Annotated in this window: 8 protein-coding genes; 2 read left to right on the top strand and 6 right to left on the bottom strand. The window is 73.3% G+C overall.

Annotation, left to right across the window (positions count from 1 at the left end; all coding sequences use genetic code 11):
- Positions 1-1323, top strand: coding sequence for a formimidoylglutamate deiminase (locus ACVGV0_RS19315; protein ID WP_459157106.1), 1323 nt, complete (start codon positions 1-3; stop codon positions 1321-1323).
- Between the two features lie 165 nt (positions 1324-1488).
- On the opposite strand, the gene ACVGV0_RS19310 is transcribed toward ACVGV0_RS19315, so the two are convergent.
- From ACVGV0_RS19310 to ACVGV0_RS19295, 4 genes are all read right to left on the bottom strand, one after another.
- A complete protein-coding gene (locus ACVGV0_RS19310; RefSeq protein ID WP_459157105.1) occupies positions 1489-2952 on the bottom strand; it encodes an aldehyde dehydrogenase family protein in 1464 nt (487 codons plus the stop codon).
- 103 nt (positions 2953-3055) lie between these two features.
- On the bottom strand, positions 3056-4258 hold the full coding sequence (locus tag ACVGV0_RS19305; protein ID WP_459157104.1) for an amidohydrolase family protein: 1203 nt from the start codon (positions 4256-4258) through the stop codon (positions 3056-3058).
- 18 nt (positions 4259-4276) lie between these two features.
- The gene (locus ACVGV0_RS19300; protein ID WP_459157103.1) at positions 4277-4594 is read right to left on the bottom strand and encodes a hypothetical protein; all 318 of its coding nucleotides are present in this window, start codon (positions 4592-4594) and stop codon (positions 4277-4279) included.
- On the bottom strand, positions 4581-4958 hold the full coding sequence (locus ACVGV0_RS19295; protein ID WP_459157102.1) for a Rieske (2Fe-2S) protein: 378 nt from the start codon (positions 4956-4958) through the stop codon (positions 4581-4583). Before ACVGV0_RS19295 ends, ACVGV0_RS19300 begins: the two co-directional genes overlap by 14 nt.
- A gap of 173 nt (positions 4959-5131) precedes the next feature.
- On the opposite strand from ACVGV0_RS19295, the gene ACVGV0_RS19290 reads away from it, so the two are divergent.
- Complete coding sequence (locus ACVGV0_RS19290; RefSeq protein WP_459157101.1) at positions 5132-7705, top strand: helix-turn-helix transcriptional regulator; 2574 nt, start codon at positions 5132-5134, stop codon at positions 7703-7705.
- A 286-nt stretch (positions 7706-7991) separates the two neighbouring features.
- On the opposite strand, the gene ACVGV0_RS19285 is transcribed toward ACVGV0_RS19290, so the two are convergent.
- Positions 7992-11789 (bottom strand): multifunctional oxoglutarate decarboxylase/oxoglutarate dehydrogenase thiamine pyrophosphate-binding subunit/dihydrolipoyllysine-residue succinyltransferase subunit, encoded by a 3798-nt coding sequence (locus ACVGV0_RS19285; protein ID WP_459160064.1) that lies wholly within the window; start codon positions 11787-11789, stop codon positions 7992-7994.
- Positions 11790-12383: 594 nt separating this feature from the next.
- A complete protein-coding gene (locus ACVGV0_RS19280) occupies positions 12384-16208 on the bottom strand; it encodes an ABC transporter ATP-binding protein (RefSeq protein ID WP_459160063.1) in 3825 nt (1274 codons plus the stop codon).
- Positions 16209-16246 lie beyond the last annotated feature (38 nt).

Raw genomic sequence — 16246 nt, 5'->3', positions numbered from 1 at the left:
GTGCCGACGTTCTGGTGCGAGTGGGCGTGGCTGCCCGGCGGTCCCCGCCGTTCCACCGTCTGCGAGGTCGACCAGGGCCGCATCGTCTCCGTCCGGCCGGAGGCCCCCGCTCCGGAGGGTGCCGAACCCCTGCACGGGCTCGTGCTGCCCGGCCTGGCCAACGCGCACTCGCACGCGTTCCAACGCGCGCTGCGGGGACGCACCGGCGCGGCGGCCGCGTTCGGCACGTGGCGGGAGACCATGCACCACCTCGCCGGGCAGCTCGACCCGGACAGCTACCACCGGTTGGCGCGGGGAGCGTTCGCCGAGATGGCGCTGGCCGGGTTCACCAGCGTCGGCGAGTTCCACTACCTGCACCACGCGCCCGGTGGCAGGCGCTACGCCGATCCGAACGCGATGGGCGAGGCGCTCATCGCCGCGGCGCGGGAGACCGGCATCCGGTTGACGCTGCTGGACACGTGCTACCTGCGGGGTGACTTCGACGGGGAGCTCGGCGAGGCCCAGCGGCGGTTCGCCGACGCCGACGTCCAGGCGTGGCTCGACCGCATCGACCGGATCAGCACGGACGGCCGCACCGTGCGGTTGGCGGCGGCGGTGCACTCGGTGCGCGCCGTGCCACCGGCGGCCATCCGGAGCGTCGCCGCGTGGGCGGAGGAGACCGACTCGCCCCTGCACGTGCACGTGTCCGAGCAGCGCTCCGAGAACAAGGACTGCCTGACCGCCTGCGGCCGCACGCCCACCCGGGTGCTCTCCGACGCGGGCGCGCTCGGTCCGCACGTGACGGCGGTGCACGCCACGCACGTCACCGACGCCGACATCGCCCTGCTCGGCAGCAGCGGCACGACCGTGTGCCTGTGCCCCACGACCGAGGCCGACCTGGCCGGCGGGATGGGTTCGGCCGAGGCGCTCAGCGCCGCGGGCGCACCGCTGTGCCTCGGTTCGGACGCGAACACGGTGATCGACCCGTTCCTCGAGGCGCGCACCGTGGAAGGGCTGCAGCGGTTGCGCCACGAGACCCGCGGGCACTTCGCCACCACCGAACTGCTCGCCGCGATCGGCGAGAACGGGCACCGCAGCCTCGGCTGGCTCGACGTGGGCTGGCTCGAAGTGGGGGCCCGCGCCGATTTCGTCGTGCTGGAGCTGGGCGTGCGGCACGCCGGGGTGCCCGTCGCGGAGGTTCCGGCGGTCGCCCGCGGCGACGACGTCCGGCACGTGTACGTCGACGGGCGGTGCGTGGTCCGCGGCGGCCAGCACCGCCACGTCCCCGACGTGGCCGGGGCGCTGTCCGAGGCGGTGGGTTCCCTGTTCGACGGCCCAGGCTGACTGCTCGACGGCCCCGCTGACCGGGCGGCCCGGCTCCGGGGAGCGAGGTGCTCGCCAACGGGGCCCGCCGGTTCGGCGGCACCGGGTGACCGCTCGAAGGTCGCCGGCTCGGCGGGCCCGTCGGCTCGGGGTGCTGGAGGCCCGCGGGTGCTGGGGCCCGCGGGCTCAGAACGGGTACTGGGCGTGGTCCTCGCGGAAGGTGATCCACCGGGTGTCGGTGAACGACTCGACGCCGTGCCGGCCGCCGAAGCGCCCGTAGCCGGAGTCCTTCACCCCGCCGAACGGCGCCTGCGGCTGGTCGCCGACCGACTGGTCGTTGATGTGCACGATCCCGGTGTGCAGGCGTTGGGCCACCGACCAGCCGCGGCGCGTGTCCTCGGTGATCACGCCGGCCGACAGCCCGTACGGCGTGTCGTTGACGACGTCGATCGCGGTCTCCTCCGAGTCGTAGCCGAGCACCGTGGTGACCGGCCCGAAGATCTCCTCGGCGTAGATCCGCTGCTGCGGGGTGACGTTGCTCAGCACCGTCGGCGGGTACACCGTTCCCTCGGCCTGCCCGCCGCCGCAGTGCACCACCGCGCCGTGCTCCACCGCGTCCGCGACGAGCTCGGCGACCCGGTCGGCGGCCGAGCGGTTGACCAGCGGGCCGATGACCGTGCCCGGGTCGGTCGGGTCGCCGGTGGCCAGCCCCCGCACCTTCTTGGCGAAGCGCTCGGCGAAGTCCTCGACCCGGTCGGCGGGGACGAGCACGCGGTCGGCGGACATGCAGATCTGGCCGGCGTTCATGAACGAGCCGAAGGCCACCGCGTCGACGGCGTAGTCCACGTCGGCGTCGTCGAGCACGAGGATCGAGTTCTTGCCGCCGAGCTCCAGCACGGCGGGTTTGAGGTGCTGCGCGGCCTGCACCCCGATCGCGCGGCCCACGCCCGTCGAGCCGGTGAAGTTCACCCGGCGCACCCGGCGGTCGGCGATGAGCGCGCCACCCACCTCGGCGCCGTCCTCGCGGGCGTTGGTGACCACGTTGAGCGCGCCGTCCGGCAGCCCCGCCTCGTGCATGACCTCGGCGAGGAACAGTCCGGCGGAGATCGGCGCCTCCTCGCTGGGCTTGAGCACCACCGTGTTGCCCGCCGCCAACGCGGCAGCGAAGGAGCGCGCGCCCAGGATCAGCGGGGCGTTCCACGGGGCGAACGCGGCGACCACGCCGGCCGGCTGGCGCACCGCGAAGCTCCACTCGCCGGGGTCGGAACCGGCCAGCACCTCACCGCGCGGGGCGGTGAGGCCGCCGGCGGCCTCCCGGAGGACGTCCGCGGCCAGCGCGGCGTTGAACATCGCCCAGGGGCGGGTGCCGCCGACCTCCTGCGCCAGCAGGTCGCAGGCCTGCTCGGTGCGCTGCTCCAGCAGTTCGGCGGCGCGGAGGAACACCCCGCGCCGGGTGGCGATGTCGGAGCGGGACCACTCGGTGAACGCGGCCTCCGCCGCGTCGACGGCCACCGCCGCGTCGGCGGTCGACGCGGCGGCCACCTCCGCGTAGACCTCGCCGGTGTAGGGGTTGATGTCCTGCTCCGCGCGCCGCCCCTCGGCGGGGCGCTGCGCACCGGCGATCAACAGCTGCTTCGTCAGCGGCGCCATGACACCCACTTCCCCGGGCCGCTCGGCCCGGTCGTCTCAGCAATGTGCGTGATGCGCACGCAACGCCGGCATGCGCACCGTTCTCCCGGGAGGCTACGCCGGTTCACAGGTTGAAGACCTTGCGCGCGTTCTCCCCGAGGATGTTCTGCTTGCCCTGCTCGGACAGGAACGGGATGCCCATGATCCGGCCCGGCACGTCGAAGTCCCAGTGCGGCCAGTCCGAGGAGTACATGAGCGTGTGCTCGGCGTCCATCGCCTTGAAGGTGCTCTCCAGCAGCGACATGTCGGTGATCTCCATCGGCTGGGAGGTGTAGTACATCTCGCGCATGTAGTCGCTGGGCAGCTTGGTCAGCAGCGGGGCGTCGGACTGGCGCATCAGGTACTGGTGGTCCAGCCGCTGCATCAGGAACGGGATCCAGGCCAGCCCGCTCTCGATCCAGATCGTCTTCAGCTCGGGGAAGCGCTCCGGGATGCCGTTGATGACCCAGTTCGTCAGGTGCGTCATGTTGCAGGTGGCGAACGACAGCGCGTGGGCCGAGAGGAACCGGTTCATCATCGAGGTCATCGAGTCGCCCTGGTTCGGCCCGGCGTGGAAGCCGATCGGCATCCCGCGCCGCTCGAGCTCGGCGTAGACCTTCATGTAGGAGTTCTGGTGCACCCGCACCGAGCGCTGGCTGGTGACCAGGAAGCCGATCACGCCCGGGTGGTCGGCGTACTCCCGGATGGTCTCCAACGAGGCGTCCGGATCGTCGAACGGCAACCCCAGCATCGTCTTGATCCGGCCGTCCGCGGACAGGATCGTCTCGGTGAACCAGCTGTTGTAGGCCTTCATCAGCTGGGTGGCCACCGACTGCTGCGGGTGCAGCCCGACTTCCAGCATCGGCTGCGGGAACACGACCTGGACGTTGATGCTCATCGCGTCCATCGCGCGGCGGACCAGCGTGACGTCCCGGTGCACCTCCTCGTCCGTCACCGGCTCGGCGAGGCTGGCCTGGTGCAGGATCCGGCCGCTGACGTCCTGCTGGGTCAACCCGGGCGGGTGGTTGCTCAGCGCGACGTTGCTCGCGTTCGGCCAGTTCCGCATCATCTGCTGGCCGCTGTCGCGCAGCACCGGGTCCTCGATGCGCTCGATGATCTGCGGCCACGAGTCGAGTTCGACGTGGTGCGAGTCCACGTCGACGATGAAGTAGTCGTCCAGCCCGTACCGCTCGGTGTCCAGGCGGGCGTTGGCCAGGATCTCCCGCGAGTCGGTGCGGGTGGTGATCTCCTGCGTCGCGCGCGGCTGCGCGGTGTTCGCGTCGGTCACGGCTCCTCCTTCCACCAGTCAGCCGGCCGTGCGGCTGCGGGAGAACCACAGCGCGAGGTCGAACGGGTTGAGGTCCTGGGCCTTGAGCAGCGCGGTGGCGAGCACGACCGCTTCGGTGGTGCTCACGCCGTCCTCGAGCGGGGGAGTCGCCTCGTCGGCGTCCTCGTTGGCCGTGGCGTACAGCCGCGTGGCCGCGCTGACGAGCGCGCGCAGGTCCTCCGCCGGGACGTCGGCCACCCCGCCGGTGCGGAGGAGCTCGTCGGCTCCGTCGCGCACCCGGCGGCACAGCTCGCCGAACTCGGACGCCGGCGCGGAGCCGGATTCAGACGGTGACATAAACGCGGCCCTCCTCCTCGGCGACCGGGACGTCGTGCAGGCGGATCTGCTGCTTGCCCGGGTGGCTGCCGGTGGTGACGTCGTACTCGAAGCCGTGCCAGGGGCAGACGATGTGCAGCTCGTCCTCGTCGAAGTCCATGCCCCGGCTGCGCCGCTCGTCGTCGAGCACTTCGCGGACGCGGGAGACGAGCCGCCCCTGGCACACCGGCCCGCCCTGGTGCGGGCACCGGTTCTCGTAGGCGTAGAGAGCTCCCTGGAAGCGGAAGATGCCGATGGTGGTGCCCGCGACGTCGACGACGTAGCGCCCCCCTTCGGGGACGTCCTCGCTGGTGCCCACCGGATACCGCGTCGCTGCGGTGGTCATGTGGCCTCCGGTCTTCGGGTCGTGCGGCAGTCTTCGGGTTGCCGGGCCCAGCGGGCCCGGTCCTCAGTCTGCGTCGCGGGTGAGGCAGGTCGCATCAGTCGGATGACTGGTCACCGCGGCGGTCCCCGCAGATCGCACGGGTGGGCTAACGTGTGCGCCCGGGAGGTCCTGCGATGAGCACCTTCGGTGACGAGATCCGGTACGCCCGGGACGCGCTCGCCGCGCCCGGCGGCGGTTGGCTCGTCGCCGGCGGCAGGGCGGTCGGCAAGACCGCGCTGCTGCGCGACGTGGCCGAGCACGCCCGCACCGCGCGCGGAGCGGAGGTGCTGTGGGCGGCGGGCGGCCCCACCGAGGCGCGCGCGCCCGGCGCGGTGGCCGGCGCCCTGCTCGGCGCTGAGGTGCGCCCCGGGGACCCGGTGCGGCAGCGGCTGGCCGAGCGCGCACCCGTGCTGCTCGCCGTCGACGACGCGCACCGCGTCGACAGCGCCTCGGCGGAGCTGCTGGCGCACCTCGCGCGCGGCGCGCGGGGCCGGCGCGTGTGGGTCGTGCTCGCCGCCGACGCGCGCTCCCGGCTGCCCGCCGGGCTGGCCCGCCTGCCGCGCCGCGAGCTGTCCGGAGTGGACGAATCCGGGGCCGCGGGGATCGTGCCCGCGGCGAGACCGGCGGTGCGCACCGAGATGCTGCGCCTGGCCCGCGGGAACCCGCTGGTGCTGCGGGAGTTCGCCGCGGAGCTGGGCGAGGCCGAACTCGCCGGGTCCGCGCCGCTGCCCCGGCAGGTCCGGCTCGGCCCGGCCGGGCGCGCCGTGTTCGCCCCCGACTGGGACGTGCTCGACGGGTCCGCGCGCACCTGGTTGCTGCTGCTGGCGCACGGCCCGCCCGAGTACGGCGCGTGCGCGCGGGCGGCGGCGGAGCTCGGGCTGGGACCGGACGAACTGGCGCCGGCCGAACGCGCCGGCGTGGTGCGCGGGGCCGAATGGGCGGAACCGCTGACCGCCGCCGCGGTGCGCCACGCGGGGACCACCGCCGAGACCGAGCGGGTCTGCAGCGCCCTGGTGCGCGCGCTCGACGCCGACGAGTGGCCGGTCGCCCGCGCCCGCGCCCTGGCGGGGGCGGTGCGCGCGCCGGAGCGGGCGGCGACCGAACTGGCCGCGGCGACCGTGCCGCTGGCGCGCGGCGGCCACCTGCTGGACGCCCACGCCGCGGCGGTGCGCGCGACCGAACTGGCCGCCGAGCGGTCCGACCGCGACCGGTACCGCATCATCGCCGCCGAACTCGCCTGGCTGGCGGGCTACAGCGAGCACGCGCTGCGCCTGCTCGACCGCGCGGAGCCGCGCGGCGCGGACGCGCGCACCTCCGCGGCGGTCATCCGCGCGGTCATCCACGGTTTCCGCGACTCGTGGACCCGCGGTTGGTGGCTGCTCCCCACCGAACCCGACCCGGAGCCGGGCGGGGCGGAGCACGCGTTCCGGCTGCTGGTCACCGTCATCAACGCCGGGTGGAACACGGTGTCGGTGGATTCGCTGCACCGGGCGGTGCGCCGCCTGCGCGGTGCCGTGGAACCCGGGTTCGCCGCTGCCGTCGGCGCGTTGGAGCAGGTGCTCGACGGCAACAGCGCACCGGTGCCGGAGCACAGCGCTGCGCTGCGCGAACTGGCCTGGTGGGCGCGCCCGTCGGATGCGCTGCACCCGAAGTCCTGGCCGCCGCCGCTGCTGCCGATGTTCCTCGGCGAGGAGGAGGACTACGCGCGGTTGTTCTCCGCGCTGCTGGACAGCGAGGCGGTGCTGGGCGCGCCGAGCACGCGGGCGCTGCTGCTGCTGAAGACCGCCGCGGCGGAGCTGGCGCTGGGGCGCTGGGACCGGGCCGCGGAGCACGCGGTCGCCGGCGCCGAGCTGGCCGAGGAGCTCGGCCACCACGCGCTGCGGGCGGATTCGCTGCTGTGCCGGGCGTGGATCGCGGCCGCCCGCGGTGCGGAGGAGCACTGCACCGGACTCGTGGACGCAGCGCTGCGCTGCGGCGAGGACGACGCGAACGTGCGCGAACCCGCCATGGTGCCGTGGGTCCGCGGACTGGCCGCGCTGACGCGGGGACGTCCCGGTGAGGCCTGCGAGCACCTGCGGTGGGCGGTGCGGGACCCGGCAACGCCGCAGCGGGCGACGCTGCGGCGCCTGGCCACCGCGGACTACGTGGACGCGGCGGTGCGCGCCGGCGCCGGGGACGAGGCCGCGGCGGCCGTGGAGGACTTCGCGGGCTGGGTGGAGCGCGGCGCGGCCGCGTGGGCGCGGCAGGACCTGGCGCTGTGCCGGGCCCTCCTCGCCGGCGATGACGCGGACGAGTGGTACGCCCGGGCCCTGGAGCTGGCCGCGGACAGCGGTCGGGTGCTGTGCACCGGGCGGGTGGAACTGCGCTACGGGGCGTGGCTGCGCCGCAGGAAGCAGGAGCAGCGGGCCCGCGCGTACCTGCGCGCCGCGGAGGGGCGTTTCGAGCGGCTCGGGGCGGAGGAGTGGCGCCGGGCGGCGCACGCGGAGCTGCGCGCCTCCGGCGAGACGCACCAGTCGGACCCCGGGGCCCCGCTGACCCCGCAGGAGCGGGAGATCGCGCTGCTGGCGGCGGAGGGGATGACGAACCGGCAGATCGCGGCGAAGCTGGCGCTGAGCCCGCGGACCGTGGGCTACCACCTGTACAAGGTCTTCCCGAAGCTCGACATCACCTCGCGGGCGCAGCTGGCGCACGTGCTGGACCGGGACTGAGAGCTCGTTCCTCGACCTCGCGTACCTGCTGCGCGGGGCCGGCGCGGCGCCTCGCAGCGCTGTCGCCGGTCACCGCGGCTCCGCCACGCTTCCCCCCTCCGCCTCGCGAGGCATCCACGCTGAACCCCGCTCGCAACGGAGGGGGTTCAGGAACAGGCTCTGGGGGAGTCCGCGGAGGGGAACCGGTCGCCCGACGCGGAACGGGCCGCCGGTCGCGGTGACCGGCGGCCCGTGCGGTCGCATCACCCGCCGCGCAGCGCGGGGCTCGGCGGCGGTGCGGTGCGGGTCAGGCGAAGGCGTTTTGCACGACCTCGGTCTGCTCGACCTCGTGCACCTTCGCCAGACCGGTGGCCGGGGCGGCCATCGGACGCCGCGACACCCGCTGCAGCTTGCCCTGCAGCTCGGGGAACAGCTCCGGCAGGGACAGGCCGAGGAACGGCCACGCACCCTGGTTGGCCGGTTCCTCCTGCACCCAGCGGACCACGTCGGCGTTGGAGTAGCGCTCCAGCATCTTGCCGATCTTGCGGTGCGGCAGCGGGTAGAGCTGCTCCAGCCGCACGATCGCCGTGTCGGTGATGCCCTGCTCGTCGCGGTGGGCGGCCAGCTCGTAGTAGAGCTTGCCGGAGCACATCACCACGCGCCGCACCTGCGCGGGGTCCGGCTGCGCCGGGTCGTCCAGCACGGAGGTGAACTTGCCCTCGGTGAAGTCCTCCACCGGGCTCGTCGCCGCCTTCATGCGCAGCATCGACTTCGGCGTGAACACCACCAGCGGCCGGTGGATGCCGTCGAGGGCGTGCCGGCGCAGCAGGTGGAAGTAGTTCGCAGGGGTCGACGGCAGCGCCACGGTCATCGAGCCCTCGGCGCACAGCTGCAGCCACCGCTCGATGCGCGCCGAGCTGTGGTCCGGGCCCTGGCCCTCGTGGCCGTGCGGCAGCAGCAGCACCACGTCGGAGCGCTGCCCCCACTTGGCCTCACCGGAGGAGACGAACTCGTCGATGATGGGCTGCGCACCGTTGAAGAAGTCGCCGAACTGCGCCTCCCAGGCCACCAGGGCGTTCGGGTGGGCCACGGAGTAGCCGTACTCGAAGCCGACGGCGGCGAACTCGGACAGCGCCGAGTCGTAGGCGAGGAACTTCGCCTGGTCGGCGGAGAGGTTCTGCAGCGGCGTGTACTCCTCACCGCTCTTGCGGTCGATGAGCACCGAGTGCCGCTGGCCGAACGTGCCGCGCCGCGAGTCCTGGCCGGCCAGCCGCACCGGGCGGCCCTCCACGGCCAGCGAGCCGAACGCGAGCAGTTCGCCGAAGGCCCAGTCGATGCCGCCCTCGCGGCCCATCTTGGAGCGGCGCTCCAGCACGGGCTTCACGCGCGGGTGCGGGGTGAAGCCCGCGGGCAGCTCGGTCTGCGAGTCGGAGATGTGCTCCAGCGTCTCCCGGGAGATCGCCGTGGACAGCCCCGTGGGCACCTGCTGCTCGGACTCCACCGAGGGGCTCGGTTCCGGCGGCTGCTTCTCCAGCTCGCGCACCTCGTTGAACACGTGCTCCAGCTGGCTGGCGTAGTCCTTCAGCGCGGTCTCGGCCTCGTCCACGGTGATGTCGCCGCGGCCGATGAGCGACTCGGTGTAGACCTTGCGGACGCTGCGCATCTGGTCGATCGCGTCGTACATCCGCGGTTGGGTCATCGACGGGTCGTCGCCCTCGTTGTGGCCGCGGCGGCGGTAGCAGACCATGTCGATGACGACGTCCTTGCCGAACGCGCGGCGGTACTCCACGGCCAGCCGGGCGACCCAGACGCAGGCCTCCGGATCGTCGCCGTTGACGTGGAACACCGGCGCGCCGATCGTCTTGGCCACGTCGGTGCAGTACTTGCTCGACCGGCCGTACTCCGGCGCGGTGGTGTAGCCGACCTGGTTGTTGACGATGACGTGCATGGTGCCGCCGGTGCGGTACCCGCGCAGCTTCGACAGGTTCAGCGTCTCGGCGACCACGCCCTGGCCGGCGAACGAGGCGTCGCCGTGCAGCAGGACCGGCAGGACGGTGAAGCCGTCGTTGCCCTTGTCGAGGATGTCCTGCTTGGCGCGGACGATGCCCTCGAGCACCGGGTTGACCGCCTCGAGGTGCGAGGGGTTGGAGGTCAGCGAGACCTTCGTCTCGCCGTCGCCGAACATGCGGAAGTACTTGCCCTCGGCGCCGAGGTGGTACTTCACGTCACCCGAGCCGTGCGCCTGGCCGGGGTCGAGGTTGCCCTCGAACTCGCGGAAGATCTGCGAGATCGGCTTGCCGACGATGTTGGCGAGCACGTTCAGCCGCCCGCGGTGCGGCATGCCGACGACGACCTCGTCCAGCTCGTGCTCGGCCGAGGCGTCGAGCACCGAGTCCAGCAGCGGCACGACGGTCTCCGCGCCCTCGAGGGAGAACCGCTTCTGCCCGACGTACTTCGTCTGCAGGAACGTCTCGAACGCCTCGGCGGCGTTGAGCTTGGACAGGATGTACTTCTGCTCGCTCTGGTCCGGCTTGTGGTGGGGCTTCTCCACCCGCTGCTGGATCCACTCCCGCTCGTCCGGCTCGAGGATGTGCATGTACTCCACGCCGACCGAGCGGCAGTAGGAGTCGCGCAGCACACCGAGCACGTCCCGCAGCTTCATGTACTCCTGACCGGCGAAACCGCCGACCGCGAACTCGCGGTCGAGGTCCCACAGGGTCAGGTCGTGCGAGAGGACGTCGAGGTCCTCGTGCCGCCGCTGGCGGTAGTTGAGCGGGTCGATGTCGGCCATGAGGTGGCCGCGGGTGCGGTAGGCGTCGATAAGCTCCAGCACCCGCGCGGTCTTGTCGACCGCGCCCTCGGGGATGTCCTGGGTCCAGCGCACCGGCTCGTACGGGATGCGCAGCGAGGCGAAGACCTCGTCGTAGAACCCGTCCTCGCCGAGGAGCAGTTCGTGCATCTTGCGCAGGAACTCGCCGGACTCGGCGCCCTGGATGACCCGGTGGTCGTAGGTGGAGGTCAGCGTGACGATCTTGCTGATCCCCATGTCGATGAGGGTCTTCTCGCTGGCGCCCTGGAACTCGGCCGGGTAGTCCATCGCGCCCACGCCGATGATGGCGCTCTGCCCCTTGGTCAGCCGCGGCACCGAGTGGTTCGTGCCGGACGGGCCCGGGTTCGTCAGCGAGATCGTCGTGCCGGCGAAGTCCTCGGCGGTGAGCTGGTTGTTCCGGGCCTTGCGGATGATGTCCTCGTAGGCCTGCCAGAACTGCTGGAAGCTCATCTCCTCGCAGCCCTTGATGGAGGCCACGACGAGGTTGCGCGAGCCGTCCTTGCCGGGCATGTCGATCGCCAGGCCCAGGTTGACGTGCTCGGGGGTGATCGCGGCGGGCTTGCCCTTGGCGTCCTCGCCGTAGTGGCGGTTCATGTTCGGGAAGTCCCGCAGCGCGCGCACCAGCGCGTAGCCGATCAGGTGCGTGAACGAGACCTTGCCGCCCTTGTTGCGCTTGAGGTGGTTGTTGATGACGATCCGGTTGTCGAACAGGAGCTTCGCCGGAACCGCCCGCACGCTGGTCGCGGTGGGCACGGTCAGCGACTGGTCCATGTTCTTGGCGATCGCGGCGGCCGGACCGCGCAGGGTTTGCACATCTTCGCCGGCCGGGGCCTCCTTCACCGGTGCGGCCTTGGCCGCCTCGGTGGGCGAGGGCTTCGCCGCGGACTGGGACGCCGCAGGCTGGGATGCCGCGGACTGGGACGCCGCGGACTGGGAGGGGGATGCGGATTCGCTCGACGCCGCGGACGGGGCGGTCCGGGCCGACTGGTCGGCGGGCTTGCGGCCGTCGGTCGACGTGCCCGTCGAGCCGGTGCTGCCGGCCGCACCGGAGTCGGCCGGACCGGAGGTCGTCGACGTCGAGGGAACCTGACCGTTCGTCCCCGTGCTGGCGGCGGTCGCTGTCGCGGTCTGCGCGCTTTGCTGCGTTGCCGAAGCGCTGGCCGCGGCTTGGCCGGCGGATTTCTCGGTGGATGCTTGGCCCGGCTTGTAGTCAGCGAAGAACTCGTGCCACGCAGAGTCTACGGAGGCGGGATCGCGGAGGTACTGCTCGTACATCTCCTCGATCAACCACTCATTGGGGCCGAACTGTGACGCAGGGCTGCTGCTGGACACGGCTGGCGTTCGCCTCGATCCATATGCTCGGGATTGACAGACACTCACGTACCAGGCTAACGGTCCGATCCGGGTGCGTGTCACACCGCGGCCACCGGGGCCGGGTGGTGCCGACGGAATCGTTCAGGAAACGGGACGTGTCGGGTTGCGCCGTTCTCCGCCTCGCGGAGCCGCGACGGGGAGCCGTCTGCTGTGCGAATCCTGCGCATGACCTCGATCACGTCGGCTGCTGGTACGCGCTGGTGTCCGATTATCGGCCATTCTGGGGGAGGGGTTTCAACAGCGCACCGGTGTGAGCCGGGCCTCCGCTCGGGTGAGGGGCGCACATGCCCGCCGGAATCGGTCCAGCACCCGTTCGGAGTACTGCTTCCGCCTCGGACGTGCCGGCGCGCCGGCACCCGCAGCGAGGCGACGCGGCGAGGCGACGCGGCGAGGCGACGCGGCGAGGCGACGCCGGAGGTTCCTCCCAGCTACCCATCCACCCGCCCTCAACAGCCGATCCGCGGGATCCCGAGTCCCCGGCTCCCGAGTCCCCGGCTACGCGATGTGGGACTCGTCCGCGGCCTCCTCGCCGGCTCCGGCGGTGTCGCTGCCGGAGGAGCGCCACAGCTGCGCGTACCGCCCCCGCCGCCGCAGCAGCTGCTCGTGCGTGCCCTGCTCGGCGATCCGGCCGCCGGCGACCACGACGATGCGGTCCGCCCGCGCCGCAGTGGCCAGCCGGTGCGCCACCAGGAACGTCGTGCGCCGCTGCGTCACGCGCCTGCTCGCGTCGGTCACCAGCGCCTCCGTGGCCGGGTCCAGCGCGGCCGTGGCCTCGTCCAGCAGCAGCACGTCGGGCTCCACGAGCTCGGCCCGGGCCAGCGCCACCAGCTGCCGCTGGCCCGCCGAGAGCTCCCTGCCGCGCTCCCCGGTCCGCTGGCGGAAGCCGCGCTGCAGCTGCGCGATGCCGGGCAGCGCGCCCACGTCGCGAGCGGCGCCCTCGATCCGCGCGGCGGGTGCGCCGGGCCGCCCGTAGGCGATGTTGTCGGCGACCTCCCCGGAGAACAGGTGCCCCTCCTGCGGCACGATCGCCGTCCTCCGGTGGAAGGCGTCCGGGTCGTAGCGCCGCACGTCCACCCCGTCGGCGAGCACCGCGCCCGCGGTGGGGTCGTAGAAGCGGGCGAGCAGCTTGATCAGCGTGGACTTGCCCGCACCGGTGGCCCCCACGAACGCCACCGTCTCGCCGGGGGAGACGTGCAGCGACACCTCGCGCAGCGCCTCCTCCGAGCTGCCCGGGTAGCGGAAGGACACCCCGCGCAGCTCGATCTCGCCGCGCAACTGCTCCGGCACGGGCACCGGGTCCCGCGGCCGCGGGACGGACGTCGGGGTGCGCAGCAGCTCGCCGATGCGCCGCAGGCCCACGCTCGCCTGCTGGTACTGGTCGAACACGCCGGACAGCTGCTGGATCGGGGAGAAGAACTGGGTCAGGTACAGCATGAACGCCACGAGCACCCCGGCCGTCATCTCGCCCGCGGCCACCCGCGTCGCGCCCACGCCGAGCACGACCGCCTGGGCCACCTCGGACAGGAACGCCACGAACGGGAAGTACGTGGCGATGTAGCGCTGCGCCCGCAGGCGGGAGCGGCGGTAGGCGTCGCTGCGCCGCGAGAACTGCCTGGCCGAGTGCTTCTCCCGGCCGTGCGACTGGGCGACCCGCAGCCCGGCCACGTTCTCCTGCATGTCCGCGTTGACCGTGCTCACCCGCTCGCGGGCCTCCGCGTAGGCCACCGAGGACAGCCGGCGGAAGATCACCGTGGCCACCACCAGCACCGGCAGCACCGCCATGGCCACCAGCGCCAGCTCCAGGTCCGTGACCAGCAGCGCGACCGCGATGCCCACCAGCGTGAACAGGCTGACCACCGCCGTGGCCAGACCGGTCTGCAGGAACGTCGACAGCGCGTCGACGTCGGTGGTCATCCGCGTCATGATCCGCCCGCCGAGCTCCCGCTCGTAGTAGTCGAGCCCGAGCCGCTGCAGGTGGGCGAAGCTGCGCAGCCGCAACGTGTACAGCAGGGTCTCCCCGGCGCGCGAGGCCGCGACCGTCTGCAGCTTGACGAACAGCCAGCCCGCCGCCACGAGCACCGCCCCGATCGCGGTGACCAGCCACACCACGTCCGCGTTGCCGCTGGTGACCCCGTCGTCGATGCCCACGCGCACCAGCGAGGGCAGCGCCACCGCTGTCAGCGCGTCGGCGGCGACGAGCAGCACGGTCAGCAGCAGCCCCCACCGGACCAGGCGCAGCGTGCGGCTCAGGCGGAAGTGCGGGTCGGGGGCCGTCGGGTCGGCACCGGGCAGCCGCGGCTCGTCGGTGGCCGCGGGCAGGCGGCGCAGCCCCCGCTCCAGCTCCTCGGTGGAGTGCCCGTCCGCCCCGGGCGCGCCGTGCCCGGAGGAGCCCCCGGCCCCGGCCGCACCCGCGGCCCGGACGGCCTCGACGGTCTCGTCCGGTTCCGGTTCCGGCCACAACCGCGGCGTCGTCCCGTCCGGCCCCGGCTCGTCGAGGCCCGCGGCGTCCTGGTCGTGGCGCGCGTCGAGCGCGCCGTGCGGGGAGGCGAGCAGCGAGCGGAACAGCGAGCACCGCTGCTGGAGCTCCTCCTGCGTGCCCACGTCGACGACTCGGCCCGCGTCGAGCACGGCGATCCGGTCGGCGAGGGCCAGCGTGGACCGGCGGTGCGCCACGAGCAGCGTCGCCCGCGTGCGCATGACCGAGCGCAGCGTGCTGTGGATGGCCGCTTCCGTCGTCGGGTCGACCGCCGAGGTGGCGTCGTCGAGCATGAGCACGCGCGGGTCGGACAGCAGCGCGCGGGCCAGGGCCACGCGCTGGCGCTGCCCGCCCGAGAGGGTGTGCCCGCGTTCGCCGACGACCGTGTCGTATCCCTCGGGCAGGGCGCTGATGAACTCGTGCGCCTCGGCGGCCTCGGCCGCGGCGCGGACCTCGGCGTCGGTGGCCTCCGGCCGCCCGTAGGCGATGTTGCCGCGCACCGAGTCCGAGAACAGGAACGCCTCCTCGAACACCACGCCCACCGCCGAGCGCAGCGAGGCCAGGCGCAGGTCGCGCAGATCACGGTCGCCCTCGCCGGGCGGGCCGAGGCGCAGCGCGCCACCGTGCGGGTCGTAGAAGCGGGGGAGCAGCAGCGAGACGGTGGACTTGCCGGAGCCCGCCGGCCCCACCAGCGCCAGGGTCTCGCCGGGGCGCACCCGCAGCGACACGTCGCGCAGCACCGGCTGGTCGCGGGTGTAGCCGAAGGTGACGCCGTCGAGCCGGACCTCGAGCGGTCCGTCCGGCACGTCGACCGCGCCGGGTCGGTCGGTGACCTCCGGCTGCGAGTCGATGATCTCGTGGATGCGCTCCACGCCCGCCCGGGCCAGCTGGGTCTGGATGATGATGCTGGACAGCATCCGCGCGGGCCCGGCCAGCATCGACACGTAGCCGGCGAAGGCGACGAACGTGCCCAGGCTGACCTGTCCCTGCAGCGCCATCCAGCCGCCGAGGCCGAGCACGCCGATCTGCCCGGCCGAGGGAAGCGCGGACAGGCTCGCCGCGGGCAGGGACGTCATGCGCGCGGCCCGCAGCCGCTCGGCGAACAGCCGCCGGGCGCGGGACTCCAGCGCCCCGACTTCGCGGGCCTGCTGCCCGAAGCCCTTGACCACGCGGACGCCGGTGACGTTCTCCTCGACCTGCTGGGCGATCTCGGCGGCGCGCTGCTGCGCCGACCAGGTCGCGGGGAACAGCGTCTTCTTGCTGCGGGCGGAGACCACGGCGATCAGCGGCGCCACGGTCAGCGAGACCACGGTCAGCAGCGGTGACAGCCACAGCATGGCCCCGAGGGAGATGACGCCGAGCACCAGCGAGCCCAGCGCCATCGGCAGCATGGACAGCAGCGCGTTGATCAGCTGCAGGTCGCTGATGGACCGGGACACGACCTGGCCGGTGCGCATCGCGTCCTGCTTGCCGCCGTCGAGGCGCTGCACCGCGCCGAACACGGCGCGGCGCAGGTCGTGCTGCACGTCGAGGGCGAGCCGGCCCGCGCTGTAGCGGCGGACGAAGGCCGCGCCGAAGCGGAACAGCCCCAGGCCGAGCAGCGCGCCGACGATCCAGGGCAGGCTCCCGGTGGAGCCGCGGACGGCTTCGTCCACGGCGCGCTTGGTCAGCAGCGGGACGAGGGCTTCCAGCCCGACCGCGGTGCCCGCCGCGCCCAGCGCGAGCACCAGCGCCGCGGGGTGGCGCCAGCAGGCGGCGGACAACCGGCGGATCCAGCCCCCCGCCGCCCGGCGCGGGGAAGCGGGTCCGCCGGACTCGTCCTGCGTGGTGTTCGTCGCCTCGATCTGCGCCGTGCCGGAATCCTTCACCTCGCCAGGTTAGG

The organism is Salinifilum ghardaiensis, from assembly GCF_054491345.1.
The sequence above is the reverse complement of the archived record's forward strand: the minus strand, read 5'-3'. Positions and strand labels throughout refer to the sequence as shown.